The 26244-nt window shown below is 44.9% G+C and carries 28 protein-coding genes; 25 read left to right on the top strand and 3 right to left on the bottom strand.

Annotation, left to right across the window (positions count from 1 at the left end):
• Positions 1-35: 35 nt before the first annotated feature.
• The 25 genes from COJ96_RS03080 (at position 36) to nuoN (ending at position 24643) form a co-directional block, all read left to right on the top strand.
• Positions 36-602, top strand: coding sequence for a TIGR01440 family protein (locus COJ96_RS03080; protein ID WP_098571530.1), 567 nt, complete (start codon positions 36-38; stop codon positions 600-602).
• A 283-nt stretch (positions 603-885) separates the two neighbouring features.
• Complete coding sequence (gene glyA / locus COJ96_RS03075) at positions 886-2127, top strand: serine hydroxymethyltransferase (protein ID WP_098571529.1); 1242 nt, start codon at positions 886-888, stop codon at positions 2125-2127.
• A gap of 134 nt (positions 2128-2261) precedes the next feature.
• The gene (gene upp, locus COJ96_RS03070) at positions 2262-2891 is read left to right on the top strand and encodes a uracil phosphoribosyltransferase (protein ID WP_098571528.1); all 630 of its coding nucleotides are present in this window, start codon (positions 2262-2264) and stop codon (positions 2889-2891) included.
• Positions 2892-3186: 295 nt separating this feature from the next.
• Positions 3187-5403 (top strand): S8 family serine peptidase, encoded by a 2217-nt coding sequence (locus tag COJ96_RS03065; RefSeq protein ID WP_098571527.1) that lies wholly within the window; start codon positions 3187-3189, stop codon positions 5401-5403.
• 360 nt (positions 5404-5763) lie between these two features.
• Complete coding sequence (locus COJ96_RS03060; RefSeq protein WP_098571526.1) at positions 5764-5988, top strand: AtpZ/AtpI family protein; 225 nt, start codon at positions 5764-5766, stop codon at positions 5986-5988.
• Positions 5989-5990: 2 nt separating this feature from the next.
• Positions 5991-6365, top strand: coding sequence for an ATP synthase subunit I (locus COJ96_RS03055; RefSeq protein WP_098571525.1), 375 nt, complete (start codon positions 5991-5993; stop codon positions 6363-6365).
• 22 nt (positions 6366-6387) lie between these two features.
• Positions 6388-7101, top strand: coding sequence for a F0F1 ATP synthase subunit A (gene atpB, locus COJ96_RS03050; RefSeq protein ID WP_098571524.1), 714 nt, complete (start codon positions 6388-6390; stop codon positions 7099-7101).
• Between the two features lie 87 nt (positions 7102-7188).
• The gene (gene atpE, locus COJ96_RS03045; protein WP_373561650.1) at positions 7189-7401 is read left to right on the top strand and encodes a F0F1 ATP synthase subunit C; all 213 of its coding nucleotides are present in this window, start codon (positions 7189-7191) and stop codon (positions 7399-7401) included.
• 99 nt (positions 7402-7500) lie between these two features.
• The gene (locus tag COJ96_RS03040; protein ID WP_098571523.1) at positions 7501-8031 is read left to right on the top strand and encodes a F0F1 ATP synthase subunit B; all 531 of its coding nucleotides are present in this window, start codon (positions 7501-7503) and stop codon (positions 8029-8031) included.
• On the top strand, positions 8028-8564 hold the full coding sequence (locus COJ96_RS03035) for a F0F1 ATP synthase subunit delta (RefSeq protein ID WP_098571522.1): 537 nt from the start codon (positions 8028-8030) through the stop codon (positions 8562-8564). Before COJ96_RS03040 ends, COJ96_RS03035 begins: the two co-directional genes overlap by 4 nt.
• Before the next feature lie 208 nt (positions 8565-8772).
• Positions 8773-10284, top strand: coding sequence for a F0F1 ATP synthase subunit alpha (gene atpA / locus COJ96_RS03030; RefSeq protein WP_098571521.1), 1512 nt, complete (start codon positions 8773-8775; stop codon positions 10282-10284).
• 101 nt (positions 10285-10385) lie between these two features.
• A complete protein-coding gene (gene atpG, locus COJ96_RS03025; RefSeq protein ID WP_098571520.1) occupies positions 10386-11243 on the top strand; it encodes an ATP synthase F1 subunit gamma in 858 nt (285 codons plus the stop codon).
• Between the two features lie 301 nt (positions 11244-11544).
• On the top strand, positions 11545-12966 hold the full coding sequence (gene atpD, locus COJ96_RS03020; protein WP_098571519.1) for a F0F1 ATP synthase subunit beta: 1422 nt from the start codon (positions 11545-11547) through the stop codon (positions 12964-12966).
• A gap of 21 nt (positions 12967-12987) precedes the next feature.
• Positions 12988-13392, top strand: a complete 405-nt coding sequence (locus COJ96_RS03015) for a F0F1 ATP synthase subunit epsilon (RefSeq protein WP_098571518.1) — start codon at positions 12988-12990, stop codon at positions 13390-13392.
• A 611-nt stretch (positions 13393-14003) separates the two neighbouring features.
• Positions 14004-14378 (top strand): NADH-quinone oxidoreductase subunit A, encoded by a 375-nt coding sequence (locus COJ96_RS03010; RefSeq protein ID WP_098571517.1) that lies wholly within the window; start codon positions 14004-14006, stop codon positions 14376-14378.
• Entirely contained in the window at positions 14369-14881 is a 513-nt protein-coding gene (locus COJ96_RS03005) for a NuoB/complex I 20 kDa subunit family protein (protein WP_088090195.1), read from the top strand. The genes COJ96_RS03010 and COJ96_RS03005 overlap by 10 nt, the downstream gene beginning before the upstream one ends.
• Positions 14882-14884: 3 nt before the next feature.
• Entirely contained in the window at positions 14885-16207 is a 1323-nt protein-coding gene (locus COJ96_RS03000; RefSeq protein ID WP_098571516.1) for an NADH-quinone oxidoreductase subunit C, read from the top strand.
• A 3-nt stretch (positions 16208-16210) separates the two neighbouring features.
• Entirely contained in the window at positions 16211-17311 is a 1101-nt protein-coding gene (locus tag COJ96_RS02995) for an NADH-quinone oxidoreductase subunit D (RefSeq protein ID WP_098571515.1), read from the top strand.
• Complete coding sequence (gene nuoH / locus COJ96_RS02990) at positions 17311-18315, top strand: NADH-quinone oxidoreductase subunit NuoH (protein ID WP_098571514.1); 1005 nt, start codon at positions 17311-17313, stop codon at positions 18313-18315. The genes COJ96_RS02995 and nuoH overlap by 1 nt, the downstream gene beginning before the upstream one ends.
• Before the next feature lie 115 nt (positions 18316-18430).
• Positions 18431-18850: an NADH-quinone oxidoreductase subunit NuoI gene (gene nuoI / locus COJ96_RS02985; RefSeq protein ID WP_098571513.1), complete on the top strand. Its 420-nt coding sequence runs from the start codon at positions 18431-18433 to the stop codon at positions 18848-18850.
• Positions 18847-19365 carry an NADH-quinone oxidoreductase subunit J gene (locus COJ96_RS02980; RefSeq protein ID WP_098571512.1) on the top strand — a complete coding sequence of 173 codons (519 nt, stop codon included), beginning with the start codon at positions 18847-18849 and terminating at the stop codon, positions 19363-19365. Before nuoI ends, COJ96_RS02980 begins: the two co-directional genes overlap by 4 nt.
• On the top strand, positions 19362-19676 hold the full coding sequence (gene nuoK / locus COJ96_RS02975; protein ID WP_026568243.1) for an NADH-quinone oxidoreductase subunit NuoK: 315 nt from the start codon (positions 19362-19364) through the stop codon (positions 19674-19676). The genes COJ96_RS02980 and nuoK overlap by 4 nt, the downstream gene beginning before the upstream one ends.
• 69 nt (positions 19677-19745) lie before the next feature.
• The gene (gene nuoL, locus COJ96_RS02970) at positions 19746-21617 is read left to right on the top strand and encodes an NADH-quinone oxidoreductase subunit L (RefSeq protein WP_098571511.1); all 1872 of its coding nucleotides are present in this window, start codon (positions 19746-19748) and stop codon (positions 21615-21617) included.
• Entirely contained in the window at positions 21614-23122 is a 1509-nt protein-coding gene (locus COJ96_RS02965; protein ID WP_098571510.1) for an NADH-quinone oxidoreductase subunit M, read from the top strand. Before nuoL ends, COJ96_RS02965 begins: the two co-directional genes overlap by 4 nt.
• Positions 23123-23128: 6 nt before the next feature.
• A complete protein-coding gene (nuoN, locus tag COJ96_RS02960; RefSeq protein WP_098571509.1) occupies positions 23129-24643 on the top strand; it encodes an NADH-quinone oxidoreductase subunit NuoN in 1515 nt (504 codons plus the stop codon).
• Positions 24644-24973: 330 nt separating this feature from the next.
• Here the strand turns inward: nuoN and COJ96_RS02955 are convergent, their stop codons facing one another.
• Genes COJ96_RS02955 through COJ96_RS02945 form a run of 3 tightly spaced genes read right to left on the bottom strand, consistent with a single transcriptional unit; the run spans position 24974 to position 26067 of the window.
• A complete protein-coding gene (locus COJ96_RS02955; protein WP_098571508.1) occupies positions 24974-25534 on the bottom strand; it encodes a general stress protein in 561 nt (186 codons plus the stop codon).
• A gap of 37 nt (positions 25535-25571) precedes the next feature.
• Positions 25572-25742 carry a CsbD family protein gene (locus tag COJ96_RS02950; protein ID WP_098571507.1) on the bottom strand — a complete coding sequence of 57 codons (171 nt, stop codon included), beginning with the start codon at positions 25740-25742 and terminating at the stop codon, positions 25572-25574.
• 19 nt (positions 25743-25761) lie between these two features.
• Positions 25762-26067, bottom strand: coding sequence for a hypothetical protein (locus COJ96_RS02945; protein WP_098571506.1), 306 nt, complete (start codon positions 26065-26067; stop codon positions 25762-25764).
• Positions 26068-26244 lie beyond the last annotated feature (177 nt).

The following is a 26244-nucleotide window of genomic DNA, read 5'->3' as shown; positions in this document are numbered from 1 at the left end:
GAGTCGAACGCGAAATCTGTTAGGGGGTAAGGCTTATGATTCAAGAAAGTGAAAAAGAGCTGGAAACAATTTTAGCAGAATTCAAAGAACAGGCTAATTTGAGACCGGGACAGCTGCTTGTGGTCGGCTGCAGTACCAGTGAAGTGATTGGAGAGCGAATTGGAACATCCGGGACAGTCGAAGTCGCGGAAATGATTTTTCGCGGCTTGAAAAAACTTCAAGGGGACACAGGGATTGATCTGGCGTTCCAATGCTGTGAGCATTTAAATCGAGCCTTGGTCGTTGAACGGACGGTGGCAGCTGCAAAACGCTTTGATGAGGTCTCGGTTGTCCCTGTCCGAAAAGCAGGCGGGGCAATGGCAACCTATGCCTTTGGGGAGCTGGAGGATGCAGTCGTGGTGGAGTTCGTGAAGGCAGATGCCGGAATCGACATTGGCAATACCTTGATTGGTATGCACCTAAAACATGTAGCAGTTCCTGTCCGGGTGACCCAAAAAAAGATTGGACAAGCCCATGTAACGCTCGCCAAAGTGCGTCCGAAACTAATTGGCGGGGCGCGCGCTGTCTATGAGCGCAATCAAGAAAACTCAAGCTGTTCATAAAAGACATGGGTGTCAGGCACCATCATTCAGGCTTGTATATACGATGGCAAATTATGATAGAATAATTAGTTTATTACCAAAAACACGAACATTACTGTCAGAAAAAATATTTTTATTCGTGAAATAAGATTGGAGTGCATAGAAACGCTCGCTTTGGGTTAAAAAAATAATTAAAATACGAAAAATGTTTCTCTTTTAATTTATGAGTGTTTCATGCTAAAATAAAAAAGAATTTTTGAAAATGTAAATAGTAGTCACTCACATACAAGGGGGATTTTTTGTCATGAAGCATTTGCCTCAAGCGGATGAACAGGTTTTTCAAGCGATTCAAAAAGAATTAGGTCGTCAACGCTCTAAGATTGAATTAATTGCCTCAGAAAACTTTGTTAGCGAAGCAGTCATGGAAGCACAAGGCTCTGTGTTAACGAACAAATATGCAGAAGGCTATCCTAACCGTCGATATTATGGCGGCTGTGAATATGTCGATATTGTTGAAGACTTGGCCCGCGACCGTGCGAAGGAAATTTTCGGTGCGGAATATGTGAACGTGCAGCCGCACTCAGGTGCCCAAGCCAATATGGCAGTATACTTCACGGTGCTTGAGCAAGGCGACACGGTTCTTGGAATGAACTTATCCCACGGCGGCCACTTAACACACGGCAGTCCGGTTAACTTCAGTGGTGTTCAGTATAACTTTGTTGAATATGGCGTAGATGAAACAACTCAACGCATCAACTATGATGATGTTCGTGCCAAAGCACTTGAACACAAGCCAAAGATGATTGTTGCTGGGGCAAGTGCCTACCCGCGTGCGATCGATTTCGCGAAGTTCCGCGAGATTGCTGATGAAGTCGGCGCGTACTTAATGGTTGATATGGCGCATATCGCTGGCCTTGTTGCGGCAGGTTTGCACCAAAACCCAGTTCCATATGCAGATTTCGTGACTACAACAACGCATAAAACATTGCGCGGTCCACGCGGCGGGATGATCCTTTGCAAAGAGGAATTTGGCAAGAAGATTGATAAATCTATCTTCCCTGGAATCCAAGGCGGTCCATTGATGCATGTCATCGCAGCTAAAGCCGTTGCGTTTGGCGAAGCACTTCAAGACAGCTTTAAAGATTATGCAGGCCAAATTATTGCTAACGCTCAGCGCCTGGCTGATAGTCTTCAAAAGGAAGGCTTGCAGTTAGTTTCCGGCGGTACGGACAACCACCTTTTATTAGTGGACGTAACGACGCTTGGATTAACTGGCAAGGTTGCTGAAAAAGTCCTTGATGAAGTTGGAATCACAGTTAATAAAAACACGATTCCATTTGATCAACAAAGCCCGTTCGTAACAAGCGGTATCCGTATCGGAACGGCGGCAGTTACAAGCCGTGGCTTTGCTGAAGCAGAAATGGACGAAATTGCTTCAATTATCGCGTTTACTTTGAAAAATCATGAAGATGAAGCGAAGCTTGAGGAAGCGGCGGGACGTGTCGAAGCTTTAACAGGCAAATTTACCCTATATCCAGAATACTAAACATCTAAGAATCGGCCTCCTAGCAGGCCGATTTTTTTTGAAAAATCTAACTAGTTATTCTGATTTGCTCATTGGATTGTTTTTCTGTAAAATGAGACGAAGTGTTTGTTAATTTAATAAAAGGGGCGATTATTGTGGCCAAGGTATTCGTTTTCGACCATCCATTAATTCAGCATAAGCTAACTTACATACGTGATAAAAACACAGGAACAAAGGAATTCCGCGAGCTTGTCGATGAAGTTGCCACATTGATGGCATTTGAAATCACAAGAGACATGTCGCTTGAAGATATTGATATCGAAACACCTGTCTGTTCGACGAAATCCAAGGTATTATCGGGTAAAAAAATGGGCGTTGTGCCGATTTTACGTGCAGGAATCGGTATGGTCGATGGTATTTTAAAATTAATCCCAGCTGCAAAAGTGGGCCATATCGGTTTATACCGTGATCCGGAAACTTTGATGCCAGTTGAATATTACATTAAGCTGCCAAGCGATGTCGAAGAGAGAGATTTCATTGTGGTTGATCCAATGCTGGCAACTGGCGGTTCAGCGGTGGAAGCGATTCGCTCTTTGAAAAAGCGCGGCGCAAAACATATTAAGTTTATGTGTCTAATTGCAGCACCAGAAGGCGTAGAGGCAGTCAAGGAAGCCCACCCTGATGTCGATATCTATATTGCGGCATTAGATGAGAAATTGAATGACCACGGCTACATTGTCCCAGGTTTAGGTGACGCCGGGGACCGGTTGTTTGGTACGAAATAGGATCCTTCCTGAAAAAAGTCGAGAAATTACTCGGCTTTTTTTGTTTTTTTGCTAAAAATCCGATATCCATATAAAATTTCAGCTTTTTAATAATAGGTCATCGTTGGATTATGAACGACTTCACTCATTATTGGCGAAGGCTTGATACCTTTTGAGCGAATTCTAGAGTGTAATGAGCGAATCTTAGGAAGTAATGGGCGAATTTAGTGCGTCAATGAGCGAATTTAAAAAATATCCATTTTTGCATACTTTCCCCCCTCAATGAAAACGATATGGAAAAAGGGGAAATCTGCTGATGAAACTTCTACTGGCATTACTGCTAGCTTTTCAAACTCCTAAAATACTCATTCATCCTTCCATTACCGAAAGCATGCAGGAAACCACCGCGATTATTATTCTGGACAAACCGCACACCGACGAGGAAATCCGACAGCTCCTACAACCTTACAAAGGCGTGAAGCTGCGGCGAATATATCACGAGGCACTGGATGGTTTCTCTGTCCAAGGCAGCGCCGCCTCCCTCGCAAAACTCGCAGCGACGAGCCAGAAACAAATCACCAATGTCTCACCGGTCATACAGTATCAGGCTGAGACCGAGGAGAGTGTGGAGATTATTGGCGGGGAGGAAGTCCGCAAATTTTTCGATCATAAAAATCAACGACTTACCGGAAAAGGAGTCACGGTGGGGGTGATTGATACCGGCGTCGACTATACGCATCCGGACCTCAAGCGAAACTATGCCGGCGGCCGCGATTTGGTCGACAATGACCGTGATCCGATGGAGACGCTTGCCCTCGGTAAGGCGACCATCCACGGGACCCATGTCGCAGGGATCATTGCGGCCAATGGAAAAATCAAGGGCGTCGCCCCGGAGGCAAGAATTGTCGCGTACCGGGCGCTTGGACCGGGCGGGGGAGGGACAACAGAGCAGGTACTGGCCGCGATAGACCAAGCCATCAAGGATAAAGTCGATATTGTTAATCTTTCCCTCGGAAATGATATTAATGGGCCAGACCTGCCGATCAGCCTTGCCCTTAACCGTGCGGTCGACCGCGGCATCGTGGCGGTGGCGGCCTCGGGGAATTCTGGGCCCAATGTGTGGAGCGTCGGCTCACCAGGAACGGCCTCGAAAGCAATCTCGGTGGGGGCATCAACGCCTACCCTCGAGACTCCATATATATCTATAGTAGGAAGTCGGGAACAATTCCAAATTGAGCCGATGGAAGGCTCAGCCACGTGGAATCTCGACCGTTCCATAGACTTAGCGGATGGAGGGCTCGGACGGCCTGATGAACTGAAACATGTCGATGGGAAAATTGCTCTCATCGAACGAGGCGTCCTAACGTTCACACAAAAGGCAGAAAATGCTCAAAAGGCGGGGGCAAAAGCGGTGCTGATCTACAATAATGTCAGCGGGGGCCGCTTCATGGGAAACCTGGACTCTCAGCTGACCATCCCTGTCGGAGCACTCGCGAAGGGTGACGGAGTTATTTTACAAAAAGAAATAAAAAAACAAACGACCGCGGCAAGGGTAGTGGTTAGCGAAGAGCGGGATCAGCTCGCCGACTTCAGCTCGCGCGGCCCTGTGACAGGCTCATGGGAAATTAAGCCGGATATTGTTGCACCTGGGGTCGCCATTAATTCGACGATTCCGGGCGGCTACCTGTCTTTGCAGGGGACGAGTATGGCCGCACCGCATGTCGCAGGGGCCTGTGCGTTAATCAAGCAGGCACATCCGGATTGGTCCCCGGATCAGATCAAAGCGGCACTGATGAATACGGCAATACCACTGGCTAAATCGAGCACGGCAACGAACCCTAGACAGAGTTATTACCGCACCTTTGAACAGGGAGCCGGCCGAATTCAAGTGGATCAAGCAATCAAAACGAGCACACTCGTATCGCCTAGCAGTATGCACTTTGGGAAATTTACCGAGCAGAGTGATGTCCAGAAAGTCTCCCTCACTGTGGAAAATACGGGTTCGCGTACCCAGACCTATTCGTTCGATATCCCGCCGCACGTCGATGGGCTCCACTGGCGGCTGCCGTTATCGTTTACGCTGGAACCGAAACAAACAAAGGACATCACTGTGGAGTTAACGGTTGACCCGAACGTGTTTATGGGAAAAATACAAGACGGCTTCCTCAAGCTCCATGCAGGGGCCGCAACCGTTCGAATTCCGTATCTCTATGTGTTGGAGGAGCCGAACTACCCGCGCGTGATGGGCTTTGATTTTACAAATGGCGACAAACCAGGGCAGTATAAGTATGAGGTGTATTTGCCGGGTGGGGCAGAGGAATTTGGAATAGCGTTGTTTAACCCAGAGGATTATCGCTTTGTCGGCTTTTTAGATACGATTACCAATGTGAAAAAAGGACTAATTCATAGGGACATACCGAAGGAACAACTTCCACGGGACGGATCGTATTTGGTGAAAATTTTTGCGAAAAAAGCGAATAAAGAGGATTTTCTCGAACGTATGATAACAATTGAGAAAACACCAGATGAATAATCATGCCCATTATAGGGGAAATTCCTTCTATATTTATGTACCATAATAAAAGTTCATAAAATTGTACCATTAGTATAATTCTAAACGTTCACAAAATAGACACAAAATAGGCAAATATCCTTCACAATTTACAATACAATAGGGATGTTGGATAAAGTTCTGGAATGGAAAATAATTCAGCGAATACTTTGTGGTATAATTCACGTAAATTCATTGACATTGACAGGGTGCTATTGTATGCTAACAAAGGGTGTAAATGATAGGGTTTTCATGTAAAAATATCTATCTGAAGATAGTATTTTGGCTATGAATTTTACCATTGCCCGCTTGACATTCTCTCCAGAGTGAGGATGTGTTTATATGCGTAAAAACAACCGCAATCCATTTCAAGCTATGGCTTTAATGTCCGCAATTGTCTCCCAATTAGTAGGTTCCATTCTAATAGGTATTTTCTCAGGCAGATGGCTGGATCGTCAGTGGGGCACCGAGCCAATTTTCTTAATAATCGGACTGCTCATCGGTCTTGCAGCGGGCACCTATTCCATGCTTTTATCCATCCGCCATTTCTATTCAGGAGAAAAATAACTATGCCAGATTTCAGAGTTATGTACAACAGGCAGCGCAAATGGATTTTTTACTTGTTGTCCATTTATGTTCTTGGCTGGGGCTTCACTTCATATCAAACCGTATTTTTAGGACTGATTCTTGGGACATGCTTCAGTTATCTGAACCTTTGGTTCTTGGTTAGAAAGACGGAGAGTTTTGATAAAAAAGTAACTGAGGGCAAAAAGCCTAAATCCTTAGGGTCGCTCTCGAGAATGGCGATGGCTGGAATTGCCGCATTAATCGCCTTGAGATATCCAGAGCAATTCAATATGATTTCCTTAGTGGTAGGATTGATGACATCCTATATTGTCATTATGATAGATTATTTTTACCATGCTTTGCATGTACATAAATGAAGCGGAAGCGAGGTGAGTTTACATGCATCATGAGGCTCCAGAGTTTGAATTTATGGGTCTTTGGTTTAATGGCGCAAATATGCTGATGATTACGATTGCTAGTTTAATCGTTTTCTTAATAGCTGTCCTTTCTACACGAAAGTTAGCAATGAAACCCACAGGGATGCAAAACTTCTTTGAATGGGTGATGGACTTTGTAAAAGGGATCATTAACAGCACGATGGACTGGAAAGAAGGCGGAAGATTCCACATCCTTGGAATTACATTAATTATGTATATTTTTGTATCCAATATGTTAGGCCTTCCATTTTCAATCGTGGTTGATGATAAGCTTTGGTGGAAATCACCAACAGCCGACCCAATCATTACTTTGACATTGGCCGTTATGGTATTGGGACTATCCCACTATTATGGCGTCAAGTTAAAAGGTGCAAAGGGTTATGGAGAAGGGTTCTTCGCTCCGATGAAATTCTTATTCCCTTTGAAAATTATTGAGGAATTTGCCAATACGCTGACTCTTGGTCTGCGTCTATATGGTAACATTTACGCTGGTGAGTTGCTTTTATCACTATTAGCAGCAGGATTAGCGCATCAAGGTATTGCCGGTACGATCGCAGCGATTCCGCTGACAATGGTATGGCAAGGGTTCTCTATTTTCGTTGGTACGATCCAAGCTTATATTTTCACAATGTTAACAATGGTTTACTTGGCTCATAAAGTGAGTCACGACCATTAATAATACACCGTTCATTTTTATGAACACTATAAAAAAATAATTTATGTTTCATACATTTAAGGAGGAAAAAAAGTAATGACAGGATCAATTGGTGTTTTAGCAGCAGCAATCGCAATCGGTTTAGCAGCAGTAGGAGCAGGTATTGGTAACGGTCTTATCGTAGGACGTACAGTAGAAGGTATCGCTCGTCAACCAGAACATCGTGGTTTACTACAAACAACAATGTTTATCGGGGTTGCGTTAGTTGAAGCATTACCGATTATTGGGGTAGTTATCGCGTTCATGGTATTAAATAAATAATTTTAGGCAAATTTACATTGGCGATGATCAACAAATCTTCGCCATTCATTTATGCGTTTTTTCTATCGTTAAGCAACTCTTGAAAGGAGTGAACCGAGGGTGTTAACAAACAGTTTTGTATTAGCGACTGCTGCGGAAGGCGGCGGCCACATTAATACTGGAGATATCTTCTTCCAGCTCATCGTTTTTATTGTTTTGTTAGCCTTGCTCAAAAAGTTTGCTTGGGGTCCATTAATGGGCATCATGAAACAGCGTGAAGAGCATATTGGTAACGAAATTAGTGCGGCGGAAAACAGCCGTTTAGAAGCACAAAAGATTTTACAAGAGCAGCGCGATCTTTTAAAAGAAGCTCGTAATGATGCTCAAAACCTAATTGAAGGTGCGAAGAAGCAAGGCGATATCCAGCGTGAAGAGATTATCGCAGCGGCCCGCACGGAAGCTGATCGTATGAAAGAATCAGCGAAGCTTGAAATTGAGCAGCAAAAAGAAAAAGCAGTTGCCGCGATTCGTGAGCAAGTTGCGTCCCTGTCTGTATTGATTGCTTCTAAAGTAATTGAAAAACAAATCACAGCAGCAGACCAAGACCAACTGATTAGCGAATATATTAAAGAGGCAGGAGAAGAGCGATGAGCAACTCTATGGTAGCTAAGCGCTATGCGTTGGCTCTTCTAAATATTGCAAAAGAGACGAATTCGCTCGGAGTTATTGAAGAAGAACTTCGTGTAGTGAAGGAAGTTGTACAATACAATCCTGAATTAAAAGCCATCTTAAATTCTTCTAAGCTTTCACTTGAAAAGAAAAAAGAAATTATTAAGACTGCTTTCGCATCAGTTAATGTAAATGTACTCAATACACTGTTGATCTTAATCGACCGCCACCGTGAAGACCAAATCATTGATTTGGCGAATGAATTTTTAGAGCTGGCAAATGAAGAAATGGGCATTGCCGAAGCTGAAGTTTACAGCACACGTGCGTTAACGGATGCAGAACGCGAAGCGATTTCATCTGTATTTGCTGCTAAAATTGGCAAAAAGTCACTAAAAATCGAAAATATCGTAGATTCCAACCTGCTTGGCGGCATCCGCCTCCGCATTGGAAATCGTATATATGACGGGTCATTAAGAGGTAAACTCGATCGTTTAGAACGTAAATTGTTAAGCTAGAACGAAAAGCGGAAGCGACCGTTTAGCGACGTATGGACTGGAGTGGTCCGACTGAGATAAAGGAAACACGAAGAGCGTTAGCGTATTCGTGCTTGACTTATCGCAGGGAGGAACGCGAAGTACACTAGTCGCTGGGAGCTGAAGCTGGACAATTATCGAAGTCGCATGTTGCGACATTTTATGTAAATGTAGATTAGGGGTGAAACTCATGAGCATCAAAGCTGAAGAAATTAGTTCCCTGATAAAAAAGCAAATTGAAAACTATCAGGCGGAAATTCAAGTAACGGATGTTGGTACAGTTATCTCAATCGGTGACGGTATCGCACGTGTTCATGGCCTGGACAATGTCATGGCTGGAGAACTTGTTGAATTTTCAAATGGCGTTATGGGTATGGCACAAAACCTAGAAGCTAATAACGTCGGTATTATCATTCTTGGACCTTTCACTGAAATCAAAGAAGGTGACGAGGTTCGCCGTACAGGACGCATCATGGAGGTTCCGGTTGGTGAGGAACTTATTGGTCGCGTGGTTAACTCCCTTGGACAACCAGTTGATGGTATGGGTCCAATCAACACGACAAAAACACGCCCAGTGGAAGCAGTTGCTCCAGGCGTTATGGCTCGTAAATCCGTTCATGAGCCATTACAAACAGGTATCAAAGCGATTGACGCCCTTGTGCCAATCGGACGTGGTCAACGTGAATTAGTAATCGGTGACCGTCAAACAGGTAAAACATCTGTTGCTATCGATACAATCTTGAACCAAAAAGGTCAAAACATGATCTGTATCTATGTTGCGATCGGTCAGAAAGAATCTACAGTTCGTAACGCCGTTGAAACACTACGTAAATACGGCGCATTAGAATACTCAATCGTTGTTACTGCATCTGCATCACAACCTGCTCCATTGCTTTATTTAGCTCCATATACAGGAGTTTCAATGGCTGAAGAGTTTATGTATAATGGCAAACACGTATTGATCGTATATGATGATCTTTCTAAACAAGCAGCTGCATACCGTGAGCTTTCCTTGCTGCTTCGTCGTCCTCCAGGTCGTGAAGCATATCCAGGGGATGTATTCTACTTACACAGCCGCTTATTAGAGCGTGCAGCGAAAATTAACGATACACTTGGTGCTGGTTCAATCACTGCGCTTCCGTTCATTGAAACACAAGCGGGTGACGTTTCAGCGTATATCCCAACAAACGTTATTTCAATCACTGATGGACAAATTTTCTTACAATCTGACTTATTCTTCTCCGGTGTACGTCCGGCGATCAACGCTGGTTTATCCGTATCACGTGTAGGTGGATCTGCACAAATCAAGGCGATGAAAAAGGTATCTGGTACACTAAGACTTGACCTTGCATCATACCGTGAATTAGAAGCATTTGCTCAGTTTGGATCAGACTTAGATAAAGCAACGCAAGCGAAATTGAATCGTGGGGCGCGTACGGTTGAAGTTCTTAAACAAGACCTGCACAAGCCGCTTTCAGTTGAAAAGCAAGTTGCAATCCTTTACGCATTAACACGCGGCTTCCTTGATGATATTCCATTAGAGGATGTACGTCGCTTTGAATCAGAATTCCTTAATTGGTTAGACCACAACCGCAAAGAGTTGTTAGACCATATTACAAAAACGAAGGATCTTCCTTCTGATGACGATATGGCTTCTGCAATCAACGCCTTCAAAAAGACGTTTGCAGTTTCCGAACAATAGGGTCTGACATTTAGTACGGTAAGGTGAGCGGCACTGTGTGAAGATTTCACATGATGCCGCGCGCCTTCCAGACATTCTTTGAAAAAGGGTGGTGAGAACCTATGGCTTCATTACGTGAGATAAAAACTCGTATTAATTCAACGAAAAAGACGAGTCAAATTACGAAAGCAATGGAAATGACCTCTGCTGCGAAGTGGAATCGTGCCGTCGTGAATGCAAAGCAATTTGTTCCTTATATGGAAAAAATCCAAGAGGTAACGGCGTCAATCGCGCTTGGCTCAGGCGGAGTAAATCATCCCATGCTGACAAGTCGACCTGTTAAGAAAACCGGTTATGTTGTAATGACTTCTGACTCAGGACTTGCTGGTGCATTTAACAGCAACGTGCTCCGTCGTGTGAGTCAAACAATTAAAGAACGTCATAAATCGAATGATGAATTCGCGATTATTGCAATCGGACGTGTAGCTCGTGACTTTTTTGTCAAGCGCGGCATGAATGTGGTCCTTGAGACAATCGGGATCCCAGCGCAGCCAAACTTTGCTGACATTCAAGACATAACCCGTGCAACCGTTGGAATGTTTGCTGATGGCACATTCGATGAACTATATATTTATTACAGTCATTATCTAAGTGCGATTTCACAGGAAGTCCTTGAGAAGAAGCTTCTTCCACTTACGGATTTAACGACTACTCAAAAGACGATTTCCTATACATTCGAGCCATCTGCAGAAGAAATATTAGAAGTTCTCCTGCCTCAATATGCTGAGAGCTTAATTTTTGGCGCTCTCCTAGACAGCAAAGCGAGTGAGCACGCTGCTCGGATGACAGCAATGAGAAATGCAACAGATAACGCAAAAGAACTAATCAATCACTACACACTAGTCTTCAACCGTGCCCGTCAAGCATCGATTACACAAGAAATCACAGAAATCGTCGGCGGTGCGGCAGCGTTAGAATAAGAAAAGCGGAAGCGCCTTGTTCAGGGGCGACAGGCATAAGTCGAGCCGGCGAGAAGGTTGCTCTTTAACCTTCTTGACGGATTGGCTTATGACCCCGAGCCCCTAGGCGCTGCAGCTAGACATTAATAACAAGTCTGGTGCCTGACACCAGTATAACCATTTAGATTCGAGCAGGGAACGATCATACCGTTCCCGACTCATTTTGTTCAGTTTAGAACAATGCGCGCGGGCCACACTGAGGTCATTTTTCAAAAATGCTTAGGGGTGGTTTTCGCGTAAGAGTAAGTTAGGAGGGAAAACGATGAGCAAAGGACGCGTTCTTCAGATTATGGGTCCGGTAGTTGACGTAAAGTTCGAAAGCGGTCATCTGCCTGCGATTTATAATGCGTTGAGAATTTCAAGTAAAGCGAGTAATGCTTCCGAAGTTGATATCAACATTACCCTTGAAGTAGCTCTTCATTTAGGTGATGATACAGTTCGTACAATTGCGATGTCAACAACTGACGGTTTAACTCGTGGAATAGAAGTTGAAGATACTGGTGCACCAATTTCGGTACCAGTTGGTGATGTGACTCTTGGTCGTGTATTTAACGTATTAGGAGAAACAATTGACCTTGATCCTGCAATTCCAGCAAACGAACGCCGTGATTCCATTCACCGCGAAGCACCAACATTTGAAAACCTTTCTACTCAGGTAGAAATTCTTGAAACAGGTATTAAAGTAGTAGACTTACTTGCTCCTTATATTAAGGGTGGTAAGATCGGTCTATTCGGTGGTGCCGGTGTAGGTAAAACGGTATTAATCCAGGAATTAATCAACAACATCGCACAAGAGCACGGTGGTATTTCCGTATTCGCTGGTGTTGGTGAGCGTACACGTGAAGGTAATGACCTTTACCACGAAATGACGGATTCTGGCGTTATCAAGAAAACAGCGATGGTATTCGGACAAATGAATGAGCCGCCTGGCGCACGTATGCGTGTTGCTTTAACTGGTTTGACCATGTCTGAGTATTTCCGTGATGAGCAAGGACAAGACGTGTTGTTCTTCATGGATAACATCTTCCGTTTCACGCAAGCAGGTTCTGAGGTTTCCGCGCTACTTGGCCGTATGCCATCAGCGGTAGGTTACCAGCCAACTCTTGCAACTGAGATGGGTAAATTACAAGAACGTATTACATCTACAAACTTAGGATCAGTTACATCAATCCAAGCGATTTATGTACCAGCCGATGACTATACGGATCCGGCTCCGGCTACAACATTCGCTCACTTAGATGCAACAACAAACCTTGAGCGTAAGCTTTCTGAGATGGGTATTTACCCAGCGGTGGATCCTTTGGCTTCAACATCTCGTGCTTTGTCACCTGATATTGTTGGCGAAGAGCACTATAATGTAGCCCGCCAAGTTCAATCAACATTACAACGTTATAAAGAATTACAAGATATCATCGCGATCCTTGGTATGGATGAACTTAGTGATGATGATAAGTTAACGGTACAACGTGCGCGTCGTATCCAAGTATTCTTATCTCAAAACTTCCACGTTGCAGAGCAGTTTACTGGCCAGCCAGGGTCTTATGTACCTGTTAAGGAAACAGTTCGTGGATTCAAAGAGATTCTTGAAGGTAAGTATGACCACCTTCCAGAGGATGCGTTCCGTTTAGTTGGACGTATTGAAGATGTGCTTGAAAATGCAAAACGCATGGGCGTTGAGGTCTAAACTGAGCCTGGAGGGTAAAAAATGAAGACGATTAAAGTCAGTATTGTTACTCCCGATGGCCCGGTGTATGAATCAGATGTAGAAATGGTAAGTACCAAGGCAACAAGTGGTGATTTAGGGATTTCCCCTGGTCACATGCCGTTGGTTGCCCCGCTGGAGATTACTTCTGTTCGTCTTAAAAAAGGCGGTAAAACGGATTATGTTGCGATCAGTGGTGGATTTTTAGAGGTCCGTCCTGATCAAGTGACGATTTTGGCTCAATCAGCGGAACTTGCTTCTGAAATTGATGTGGAACGTGCCGTAAAAGCGAAGGAACGTGCAGAACAGCGTATGAGAGATCATCAAGCTGAGCATACCGATTTCAGACGTGCGGAGCTTGCTTTACAGCGTGCCATCAATCGCCTCGCCGTATCGGAAAGAAGATAGTAGTATAGATAAAACCCCTTTGGCGGCAATTTTTCCGAAATTGTTGCTGGAGGGGTTTTTTTGGTTGTGATGTATTCTGGGGAATCTTTCTAAAAATAGGGATTTTAAAAGGTATTTCCCGGAAATTTGAATAGTCCATTGACCGTCTTGTTCAGCTGGACTGGTGCTCGATATTGGATTATTTGCATGAAATGGGAGCTTGTGAATATGATGGTAGAGGGACATGTTATTTGTTTTAGAAAAATTGCTTTTTTAGAAGAATAAAAGGGATATTTGAAAAAGAGAGATGAGATATACGCTTTATGACAAATCTCACTGACATTGTTCACATTTTGTTGTTAAATAGAGGTTGTTGTCGAATTTATTAGGTGTTTGACTGGGGACTTCTAGTTGGCACGTTATCTTCTGCTCAAACTGCACTTGCAAAATTCCCGCTTGAAGGTCTCTTTTGGCAGCGACCACTTAAGAGCCTTTCAACCGGGAATTTCGCGGCGGATAGAATCCCAATTTTTATGAAGGCGGCTTGTCGACATGGGTTTGTAACAATGCTATAATGAATTCGGTTACAATATTTACTAGTATGAAAATTTACAACATTGGAGGGGATAGACATGGAACTTCTAAATGTATATCAGAATAATTATCTGATTGTTTTTGCATTTCTGTGTCTTGGGGTGCTGCTGCCTGTGGTGGCGTTATATTTAGGTAAGCTTCTGCGTCCTCATAAACCGAGTGAGGCGAAGTATACCACATATGAGAGCGGTATTGATCCATTTCACGATTCCCGTGTACAGTTCAATGTCCGCTATTATATTTTTGCCCTAATGTTTGTTATTTTTGATGTAGAAACGGTGTTTTTATATCCTTGGGCGGTGGCCTATGATAGATTAGGGATTTTTGCGCTAATCGAGATGTTAATTTTTGTTATTATGTTATTAATTGGCCTTGTATATGCCTGGAAAAAGAAGGTGCTACGATGGAATTAAAACTAGATGGCATTTCACAACAAGAAATGGCAGAGTTACAGCGAAATGTATTTATGACAACGCTAGAGCAAATTAAAGCTTGGGCCCGGAGCAGTTCGATCTACCCAGTGACATTTGGTCTGGCTTGTTGTGCGATTGAAATGATGGGTGTGGGTGGAGCAAACTATGATTTGGACCGTTCAGGTTCGTTTTTCCGGACGTCGCCGCGTCAGTCGGATTGTATGATTGTGTCGGGCACCGTGACAAAGAAGATGGCGCCAATTTTACGGCGATTATATGATCAAATGCCCGAGCCAAAATGGGTCATTGCGATGGGTTCTTGTGCAACAGCAGGTGGGCCGTATGTAAAATCTTATTCAGTCGTTAAGGGAGTCGATCAAATCGTTCCTGTCGATGTATACATACCTGGATGCCCTCCAAACCCAGCCGCTTTAATTTATGGAATCAATAAATTAAAGGAAAAGATTCGCTATGAAGCGAAGACTGGGAAGAAGGTGATCTAACCAATGAGTGGGGAAAAAGATCTGGAACAGTTAAAGAAGGAAGCGGTTGCGAAGGCCAAGGCAGCAGCGGCAGCAAAACGAGCAGCGAAGGATGCTGGGGAAGCGGCACCAGCTCCAAAGCAGGAAGAAAAGCCGGCCGAACCAGTTAAAGCTGAAGCTCCAGCTCCAGCAAATGACGCAGATGATCTTGCGAAGAAAAAGGCCGAGGCTGTTGCGAAGGCGAAGGCGGCGGCCGCAGCGAAACGGAAGGCGATGGAGCAAGGCGGCACTTCAGCTCCAGCGGAAGATACCACGCCAGCAGAACCATCAGAACCAGCAGCGGACGATAGCGATGACCTCGCGAAGAAAAAGGCGGCAGCGGTGGCGAAAGCGAAGGCTGCGGCCGCGGCGAAGCGTAAAGCGATGGAGCTTGCCGGTGGAGAAACTCCAGCCGAAGAAGCGGCGCCAGCGGAACCAGCAGCAGAAGATGGCGACGATCTTGCGAAGAAAAAGGCAGCAGCGGTAGCGAAAGCGAAGGCCGCGGCGGCGGCAAAGAAAAAAGCGATGGAACTTGCCGGTGGAGCCCCAGCCGAAGAAACCGATTCTCCAGCTGGTGACGATGCCAAGGCGAAAGCGGCAGCAGCGGCCAAGGCGAAAGCAGCAGCGGCAGCCAAGGCAAAGGCAGCGGCGGCGGCCAAAGCTAAAGCTGGCGGAGCTGGAGCAGACGCAGCGGGTGTCGATGACGAGAAAGCAAAAGCGATCGCGGCCGCAAAAGCGAAGGCGAAAGCAGCGGCAGCAGCCAAGGCAAAAGCCGCAGGTGCAGGAAAAACGGATGACACGGCAGCACCAGCAGCTGCAGAGCAGCCATCACCAAACCAGCCATACCTAGACAAGTATGTGAGGGTCATAACTGAGCACCTAGGTGCAGATGTTTTAGAAGATTCTTATATTAATAAACTTTCTAAGGATGTTCCCACCCTTGTGGTGAAGCCTGATACCTATTTCAAAGTAGCTCAATTTTTAAAGTACAATGAGCAGTTAGGGTTTGATTATTTATCAGAACTTCATGGGACAGACTTTGTGACACATATGGAAGTATATGTTCACTTATACTCATACAAAAATCGTCAATCGGTTGCTTTTAAAGTGAAGATTGACCGCAGCGAACCAACAATCGAGTCCTTGCAGCCGCTTTGGGCCGGGGCAGAATGGCCTGAGTGCGAAGCCTATGATTTACTTGGAATTAAGTTTCCAGGACATCCGGACTTACGTCGTATCCTGCTTGGCGAAGATTGGGTTGGCCATCCACTGCGCAAAGATTACGAGCCGTACGACGTGGAGGTGTAACCAATGATCAGAACAGAAGAAATGATATTAAACGTCGGTCCTCAGCATCCAAGTACGCACGGAGTGTTCCGTCTCGTCGTTAAAATTGATGGGGAAATTATTACCGAAGCAACGCCTGTCATCGGTTACTTACACCGTGGGACAGAAAAATTAGCTGAAGATCTGCAATATACGCAGATTATTCCATATACAGACCGGATGGACTATTTGTCCTCCATGACCAATAACTATGTCATCTGTCATGCCGTCGAAACGATGATGGGGATTGAAGTGCCTGAGCGAGCTGATTTCTTGCGCGTGATTGCGATGGAATTGAACCGGATTGCCAGCCACCTTGTTGCCTGGGGAACTTATATCCTCGACCTTGGTGCAACCAGCCCGTTCATTTATGCCTTCCGTGACCGTGAAATGATTATCAATATGCTGAATGAATTATCAGGGGCACGTTTGACCTTCAACTATATGCGCGTTGGCGGTGTGAAGTGGGATGCACCTGAAGGCTGGATTGAAAAAGTAGGCAGCTTTGTTCCTTACCTGCGCGGACAGCTGAAAGGCTATCACGAACTGGTGTCCGGCAATGAAATCTTCCTTGACCGGGTAAAGGGAATTGGGAAGTACACGAAGGAAGAGGCGCTCCAGTATTCCTTGAGCGGACCGAATCTTCGCAGTACCGGCGTGAAATGGGATCTCCGTAAAGATGAACCCTATTCTGTCTATAATCGTTTTGAATTTGATGTGCCAACTTCAGAAGAAGGCGATTGCTTGGCCCGCTACCATTTGCGCCTGGCTGAGATTGAACAATCCTTGAATATCCTTGAACAGGCAGTGGAACAATTCCCAGCCGAAGGACCAATTTTAGCGAAAGTGCCGAAAATCATAAAGGCACCTAAGGGAGAGGCATTTGTCCGAATTGAATCACCGCGCGGAGAGATTGGCTGCTATATTTATAGCGACGGTAAAAAAGAGCCGTACCGCTTAAAGTTTAGAAGACCGTCCTTCTATAACCTGCAAATTCTCCCGAAACTATTAAAGGGTGAAAATATTGCAAACATGATCGCTATTTTAGGGGCAGTGGATATTGTCCTTGGGGAGGTTGACGGCTAATGATAGAAGAATTGCTCCAGTCAAGTCCGGGTTGGGCTAACTTTGGAATTTTCTTTTTACTCGGCGCTGTCTTGCTTTTAATTGTATTAGGATTCGTTACCTACGGAATTTTAGCAGAGCGGAAAGTCTTGGGTTACATGCAGCTGCGTCATGGTCCAAACCAGGTCGGCGGTAAATGGGGACTCTTGCAAACCGTTGCTGACGTTCTTAAGCTGTTACTAAAAGAGGACATCATTCCGAAAGCAGCTGATAAACCATTATTTATCATTGCGCCGGTCATTGCCTTCGCACCTTCGTTTATGGTGCTGGCCACGATGCCGTTCACGGATGCCTTTCAGTTCGCTGATATCGGTGTTGGATTACTTTACTATATCGCAGTGAGCGGATTAACCACCTTCGGCATGCTGCTTGGCGGCTGGGCCTCGAATAACAAGTACGCTCTCTTAGGAGGCATGCGTGCATCAGCTCAGATGATTTCCTACGAAATCCCGTTAGTTATGTCGGTACTAGGTGTCATCCTTTTAACAGGAAGCTTAAATCTAAATGATATGGTCGAAGCACAAAAGCATGGCTGGTTTATACTCTTACAGCCAATCGGCTTTATTATCTTTTTCATCGCCTCGATTGCCGAGTTAAACCGGACACCATTTGACTTGCCGGAATCGGAAAACGAGCTTGTTGCTGGATACCACGTCGAGTATACTGGATTCCGCTGGGCCTTCTTTATGCTCGCAGAATATGTGTATTTATTCGCAATGTCTGCCTTGATTACCGTCGTCTTCCTTGGCGGCTGGCTGGCGCCATTTGGTTTCTTGGACTTTATCCCAGGTGCAGTCTGGTTCGCGGTTAAATTCAGCGTCGTTGTCTTTGTTTATATTTGGCTGCGGGCCACCTTACCGCGTTTCCGCGCCGACAAACTCATGGAATTCGGCTGGAAAGTCCTCCTGCCAATCGCACTAGCGAATATATTCTTAACTGCATTAATTAAGTCACTATTCTTTTAATGGGCTATACTGGTGCCTGACACCAAGCAAGGTGTAGACAGTAGAAATGATGGCAACACCATAAATGGTGCCTGACACCAATAACAATCTTTAAAATGTAAAAGGGGTGAAAAACGTGCTTGGATTAGCAAAAGGCTTGAAATATACCCTTAAGAACTTGACGCGCGAAAAGGTTACTTATGATTATCCAAATAAGCCGATTCCACTGCCAGACCGGTTCCGCGGGATTCAAAAGTTTTATCCGGAGAAGTGTATTGTGTGTAATCAGTGCATGAATATCTGCCCGACGGATTGTATTAATTTAACGGGTAAAAAGCATCCGGACCCTGCAAAAAAAGGGAAAATCATTGATACCTATGATATCAACTTTGAAATTTGCATCCTTTGTGACCTATGTACGGAGGTGTGCCCGACAGAAGCAATCATCATGACCAATAACTTCGAGCTCGCTGAATACAGCCGTGACATGTTATTTAAAAACCTAGAATGGTTAGATGAAAACGACGAAAACATGCGGCAGGTGAATAAACCATGACCATTTCGGGGGAATTCCTCGCATTTATGGGGCTTGCACTTGTTGCCATTATCGGCGGTGTGCTGCTTTTAAACCTTACCAAGGTTGTGCATATGGTCGTTTCACTGATTTTCACCTTTGTAGCAATCGCTGGTATTTACGTAGTCCTGTCCGCTGAATTTGTGGCCGCAGTGCAAATCTTAATCTATTCCGGTGCCATTACAATCATTATGCTATTTGGAATCATGTTAACGAAGCATAATGATGAGCATGAACCGAAAACAGGCAAATGGAGAAAAATCCTTGTTTTCTTAGGGATTGTCGGCTTTGCGTTTGCCGTTTATCTTGGGATTTACGATTTCAATATCGAACAGGTTCCGACCACTTTGCATGAAAATAACACGATGCAAATTGGTAAAGCACTTTACTCAAAATACATCATTCCATTTGAGTTAACGTCTGTTTTACTATTAGTCGCCCTAGTTGGTTCGATTATCTTAGCGAAAAACGAGAAGAAGGAGGCGGATGATAAATGAGTTCCGTTCCCGCTTCAGCCTTCCTGGCACTAGCTTTAATCTTATTTTGCATCGGCTTATACGGTGCACTGACAAAAAGAAATACCGTTATTGTCTTGATTTCGATTGAATTGATGCTGAATGCCGTGAATATTAATCTCGTCACCTTCAGCAAATATGGAATGGCGCCGTCGATCACGGGCCAAATCTTCGCTCTGTTCGCCATCAGTGTGGCAGCGGCCGAAGCAGCCGTTGGTCTAGCGATCTTAATCTCGCTCTACCGCGCTAGAAAAACCGTCAACATCGATGAGATGGACACAATGAAAAACTAGACACAAGAAATTGTCTTTCAACAAAATTCGAATGGTGATGTTTGTATCATTCGAAAGGGGATAGTGATAATGATGGAGAATGCATGGCTCATACCGCTTTTCCCGCTATTATCGTTTTTGATCCTTCTTCTTTTCGGGAAGCGACTGAAGGAAGCAAGTGCCTATGTGGGGATTCTTCTCACGCTGGCATCACTTGTCTACTCGATTTTGGTTTTATTCGAGCGCTTCAAAGAGCCGACCTATGTCACGAAATTCGACTGGCTCACGATAGGAGATATGCATCTAACAGCGGGCTTTGAAGTGAATCAATTAAATGCATTAATGCTGTTTATCGTATCGCTCGTAAGTTTCTTGGTACATACCTACTCCAAAGGTTATATGCAAGGAGACGAGCGGTTTCCGGTATTCTATGCCTATTTAGGATTATTTACGTTTGCGATGCTTGGCCTAGTTATATCGCCTAATCTGCTGCAAACCTACATTTTCTGGGAACTTGTCGGTGTCGGTTCCTTCCTATTAATCGGTTTTTATTTTTACAAAGACGAAGCCAAAGCTGCGGCTAAAAAGGCATTCATCATGACCCGGATCGGGGATGTGGGCTTATTTATCGGCATGATTCTGCTATTCTGGGAAACCAAAAGCTTTGAATATAGTGAAATTTTCGCGGCGGTTGATGCCGGTGCGGTGTCAGGCACCATGATTACCTTAACCGCGATCCTAATTTTCATTGGAGCGGTTGGTAAGTCAGGTCAGTTCCCGCTCCACACGTGGCTTCCGGATGCGATGGAAGGTCCGACGCCAGTGTCGGCGTTAATCCACGCGGCGACGATGGTTGCGGCTGGGGTTTACTTGGTTGCGGCACTATTTCCATTGTTTGAGGCGAGCCATACAGCGCTCCTTACGATCGCTGTGATCGGTGCATTTACGGCAATTTTCGCCGCAAGCATTGGTCTTGTACAAACCGATATCAAACGGGTACTCGCGTATTCAACGGTTTCACAGCTTGGCTACATGATGCTGGCCCTAGGATCTGCGGGCTATGTGGCGGGGGTATTCCACTTGATGACACATGCCTTCTTCAAGGCGCTTCTGTTCTTGGCAGCTGGTTCTGTCATTCACGCGGTACATACTCAGAACATCGAAGAAATGGGCGGACTTTGGAAAAAGCTCAAGCTTACTGGACCGCTATTCCTAATTGGAACACTGGCAATCAGCGGTGTCCCAGGGCTTTCCGGATTCTTCTCAAAAGATGAAATTTTAGTAGCGGCCTGGGAAAGCGGACATCCTGTTCTCTTTTTCTTAGCCCTTGCGGCGGCCTTCATGACGGCATTCTATATGTTCCGCTTGTTCTTCCTAGTCTTTACGGGTAAAGCACGCGGCAACCAACAGCATGTCCATGAATCGCCATCCAATATGACCTTACCAATGGTCGTTCTTGGCGTTCTAGCCATAATCGCTGGTTATGTCAATACACCGTGGTTCGGAACATTCCTTGGCGATTGGCTCGTTGATGGCAACGAAGCGTTGGCACACCAAGGCCACGTGGAAGGACCGGCTTGGATTATGATTGCTGCAACGGTCGTTTCCCTAGCAGGAATTTTCCTTGCCTACTTGATGTACAACAAACGTTCCATCGCCCGCGACTGGTTAAGCGGATCGGGCGATACGCTGCATACGATTTTATTAAACAAGTATTACGTTGACGAGTTTTATCAACTGACAGTGGTGGCATTCACAAAAGGTGTCAGCTACTTCTTACGTTTCATTGATGTGTTCCTTGTTGAAGGACTCGTCAAAGGCGTGGTCGGAATTGTTCAAGGACTTGGCGCCGCAGGGTCGAAACTGCAATCCGGACAGGTTCAAACGTACGGTGCGGTGGCCTTTGTCGGACTCGCGGTTCTCGTCGTCATCTTTGCATTAACAGGGGGGTACTTACGATGAATTTAACATCTGTTCTTTCACTCCTAGTATTCTCCCCTTTACTAGGTATCGTGCTTTTAGCGTTTATGCCGAAAACGGCAGAAAAACCAATCAAAGCGGTCGGCTTTCTAGGGACCTTGCCGGCCTTGCTGCTTGCCCTGGCTGCTTACCTTCATTTTCAATTTGGTAAGGATCTAGCCGACTTTGCGGTTACAGCCAAATGGATCCAATTCCATGGGATCAATGCACCTGAACCATATTTTTCCGTTTACTATGAACTTGGCTTAAGCGGTTTTCAGCTTCTGCTCGTTGTCCTGACAGCGGTAGTTGCGACGCTATCGGCGATTGCCGCAGCAAAGTTTGTGAAGAAAGAATGGAAGGGCTATTTTATGCTGTTCCTGCTCCTAGAGATAGGAATGCTTGGCGTGTTTACGGCCGAAAACTTAATTCTGTTCTTCATCTTCTTTGAAATCACGCTCATTCCGACCTTCTTCTTAATCGGAAAATGGGGTTATTTTGAAAAAGAAAAAGCAGCCTACAGTTTCTTAATTTATAATGGACTAGGTTCTGCGATTCTATTAATTGTGATTATGATTCTTTTTGCAAAAACAGGATCAACCAATATTAACTATTTAACCGAATTAATGGCGAATCCAAAAGCACCGCTTTCTAGCGATCTGAAAATGGGCTTATTCATTGGCTTCTTGCTAGCGTTTGGCGTCAAATTGCCGATATTCCCATTACACAGCTGGATGTTAAAAGTCCACGTTCAAGCACCGCCATCCGTGGTTATGATTCACTCAGGGATTCTTTTGAAAATAGGTGCGTACGGATTAATTCGTTTTGGAATGGGCATTTTTCCCGGGCAATTCGGGACTCTTGCGACGCTGATTGCCATCCTAGGAGTGATTAATCTTCTCTACGGGGCGTATCTAGCGTTCATTCAAACAGATTTTAAAATGGTTTTAGCTTATTCATCGATTTCCCATATGGGAATTGTGCTAATCGGACTGGCTGCCATGAATGAGGCCGGGATTCAAGGGGCGATTTTCCAAGTGATTTCGCACGGATTGATTTCCGCGCTGTTATTCTTCTTGGTCGGCGTCCTGTACGAACGCACCGATACGTCACTTATCGAAAATCTCGGCGGAATGGCGAAGGGCATGCCGATTGCAGCTGGCTTCTTGTTGGCTGGCGGGATGGCGTCGCTTGGCTTGCCAGGGATGTCTGGATTTATCAGTGAGTTTATGGCCTTCCTCGGTCTATTCAAAGAAATGCCGGTGATTGCAGCGGTAGGTACGCTCGGCATTATTATGACGGCGGCTTACTTGCTTCGCGCGGTTTTAGGAATCACATACGGCAAGGCGCACCGTGAATTTACAGGCATCCTTGATTTGAAAGGCGTCGAATTCGTGCCTGTGCTGGTACTTATGCTGTTAATCGTAGTAATTGGTGTTTACCCAAGTGTCCTAAGCGCGCCATTAAAAACTACACTTGAAACCATCATGCTAGGGATAGGAGGGTGATGAAGGATGAGTCTTGATACCTTGCAGCAATTTCATTGGAGTGCCATGACACCAGAGTTCATCATCCTTGGTGTATCCGCACTTCTTACACTTTTAGATTTATTTATGCCGAAAAATCAAGACCGAAGAGTTCTCGGCTGGATCGGAATTGTTGCGATTATCGCTGCAACCGTGTCCGTGCTTAGTTTAGTGGGCGGACCTGTGAGGTCGATTTTGGACGATTCGTTCCGCTTAGATAGTTTTGCGATGGGCTTTAAATTATTACTGCTAGTAGGGGCAGGTCTGGTAATGCTTTTGGCCGTCAGCTACCCAGCGAAGGATGGTTTAGAGGAATATCGCGGCGAGTTTTATTATTTGTTCTTATCTGCCTTGCTCGGCGGCATGATTATGACATCGAGCGGCGATTTAATTACGCTGTTCATCGGCTTGGAATTGTTAACTGTTTCTTCTTATATTTTAGCGGGGATACGCAAGTATCATTTAGAGTCGAACGAATCTGCGATGAAATACGTCATCAATGGCGGAATTTCCACAGCGATCACGTTGTTTGGGATGAGCTATATCTATGGATTAACCGGCTCAACCAACTTAGTGAAGATTGCCACTACCTTGACGCAGGTGTCAGATGGCCAACAGGCTTACCTGTTAACATTGGCATTTTTAATGGTACTTGTGGGGTTAGCGTTTAAATTGGGGGCAGCTCCATTCCATATGTGGGCACCTGACGTCTACCAGGGTGCGCCAACACCGGTGACGGCATTTCTAAGTGTTGTTTCAAAAACAGCTGGTTTTGTGATTGTACTTCGGATTTTATTAACCGTCTTTCTCGCCGCTGCATCGGTCGAAGGTCCAGAAAAGCCAATCCTGATTCAAATGCAGGATTACTTGGCCTTGATCGCTGGAGTAACGATGATTATCGGGAACGTCGTGGCATTGAAGCAGTCGAACATTAAACGGATGTTTGCGTATTCTAGTATCGCACATGCCGGTTACATTCTCGTGGCACTAACTACACTGAACTCGAACATCTTTTACTCGATTTGGTTTTATCTGCTCGCTTACTTACTCATGAACATGGGTGCGTTTGCCATCATCCAGGTCGTTACCGAAAAATCAGGTTCAGCGAAGATTGCTGATTTTGCTGGCTTGTACCGCCGTTCACCTGTGCTTGCGGTCGTTATGGGGATCTTGCTTGTATCGCTGGCAGGTTTCCCGGGCACAGCCGGGTTCATTGGAAAATTAAACATTTTTATCGGCGCATTTGCTGGTCAGACACCACATTATGTGCTCGCTTCAGTGATGATTGCGACGACGGTGGTTTCGTACTTCTATTACTTTGGTGTGATGACACAAATGTTTTTCCGTCCGGCGAGTGACGACAGCAAGTTTAAGATTCCAGCGGGGATTTTAATCGTGTTGGTGGTTGCAGTTGTCGGTTCCATATTATTTGGTGTAATGCCGAATTTTGCGTTAGACTTTATGCAAAATAACCTGAATAACCTATCGGACTTTTTCAGTTAGGTTAGGTGCGGTCGGAAAAGCAGGATGCTTTGGGGGAAGCATCCTGTTAAATTAAAGGGGTATTCATACATGAAAAAGGAGAGGCTGGGGGAGCCTCTCCTTTTTTTATTGGCTTTTAAAAGGTGCTTATTACATCATTTTGAGAATTTATCACATATTTTGGGAGACTTATTACATCATTTTGAGAACTAATAACCTATTTCTGGACACTTATGACACATTTTGCGAAACTTACGACATTTGCTGGATATAAATTGGAAAACCCTAGATTGCAGTACCCACTAATGCCAAAAAGCTGCAAACAACATAATCGTTGCTGCAGCTTGTGTATTAGAACTTGGTATTCAAGGCTGGATTTCGATCTCGAATGGTGTCATATCGTGATTCTTCTTTATCAGGTGTTGGTTCCACATCTATTGGAGCCTCTTGCACCATATCCTTATCAGAGTGATCTCGTTTATTAACCAGGACGAGAATTTTTCCTTCTTCAACCGACTCTTGATAATATTTGGCGTCATCGTCTGGAATTCCAAGGCCGATGAGTGCGCCTGCTAGTCCGCCTACACCAGCTCCTGTTATAGCACCCAAGATGCTTGACGCGATAGGACCTGCGGCGACAATCGGGCCAATACCTGGGATGGCCAGAGCGCCAAGTCCTGCTAATAATCCGGTTGCACCACCGATTGCACCACCTGTTAGCGCGCCAGTCGCAGCCGTATCTTCAACAGCAGTGCCTGTTTCTTCTGTGATGGTATCCAAATGATTATGATCCTTACCGATTACACTGATTTCCGACTTATCGTATCCCCATTTTATCAGGTCCTCTATGGCGGCAATCGCCTCTTGTTCCGATTGATACACACCTACAATATTCTTCCCATGCTTGTCCATTTTTTCTCCTCCTCTAATTTAATAGGTTGGATAAATGCTATTTTGATAGTTTATCTTTCACTTCGCCTACGCCTTCTTTTACTTTACCTTTGGCTTTATCGACTTTTCCTTCTACCACCTTTGAATCATCATCTGTTAAGCGGCCCCATTGCTCTTTCGCTTCACCTTTCACTTGGTCAATACTGCCTGAAAATTTATCTTTATTCATATTATTTAGCCTCCTAATATTAGTTATCTAATTCATCTTTCTTTTCGCCATCGCTAACGCCATTATCTTGATCTACTCCATCACCAACACCGTCCTCTTTTAATTTTTCCTCCACATTATTCACTGCTTCTTCAATATTCTGCTTTGCATCGTCCATTGTTGCGTTGGCTTCCTTTTTCGTATCAGTGTCTACTGCATCTTTTTGTTGTCCATCACTGATCCCGTTATCCTGGTCGACCCCATCGCCACATCCAGCTAACCCGCCGAATGTCAGCGATACAGCCAATCCGCCAACTAGTAATCGTTTCTTCCAATTCATTTGCATTGGTAGCTCCTCCTTCTAATTGAACTGTTTAGAAGTGCAAGTCTGCCTTGCATATTGGTTATATTCCCGCTGATAAGGACTTGAAACCTCATTTTTTCCTAAGAGGGCCTTCCGTTGTGTTCCTACTATTAAATGCTTTTTTTGAAAAAATATTATTTTTAAAAACTAGGTTTCGAT

The sequence above is a fragment of the Bacillus sp. AFS073361 genome (assembly GCF_002567005.1).
Lineage (GTDB): Bacteria > Bacillota > Bacilli > Bacillales > Cytobacillaceae > Neobacillus.
Note: the sequence above shows the minus strand (reverse complement) of the source record. Positions and strands in the feature narration are given on the sequence as shown.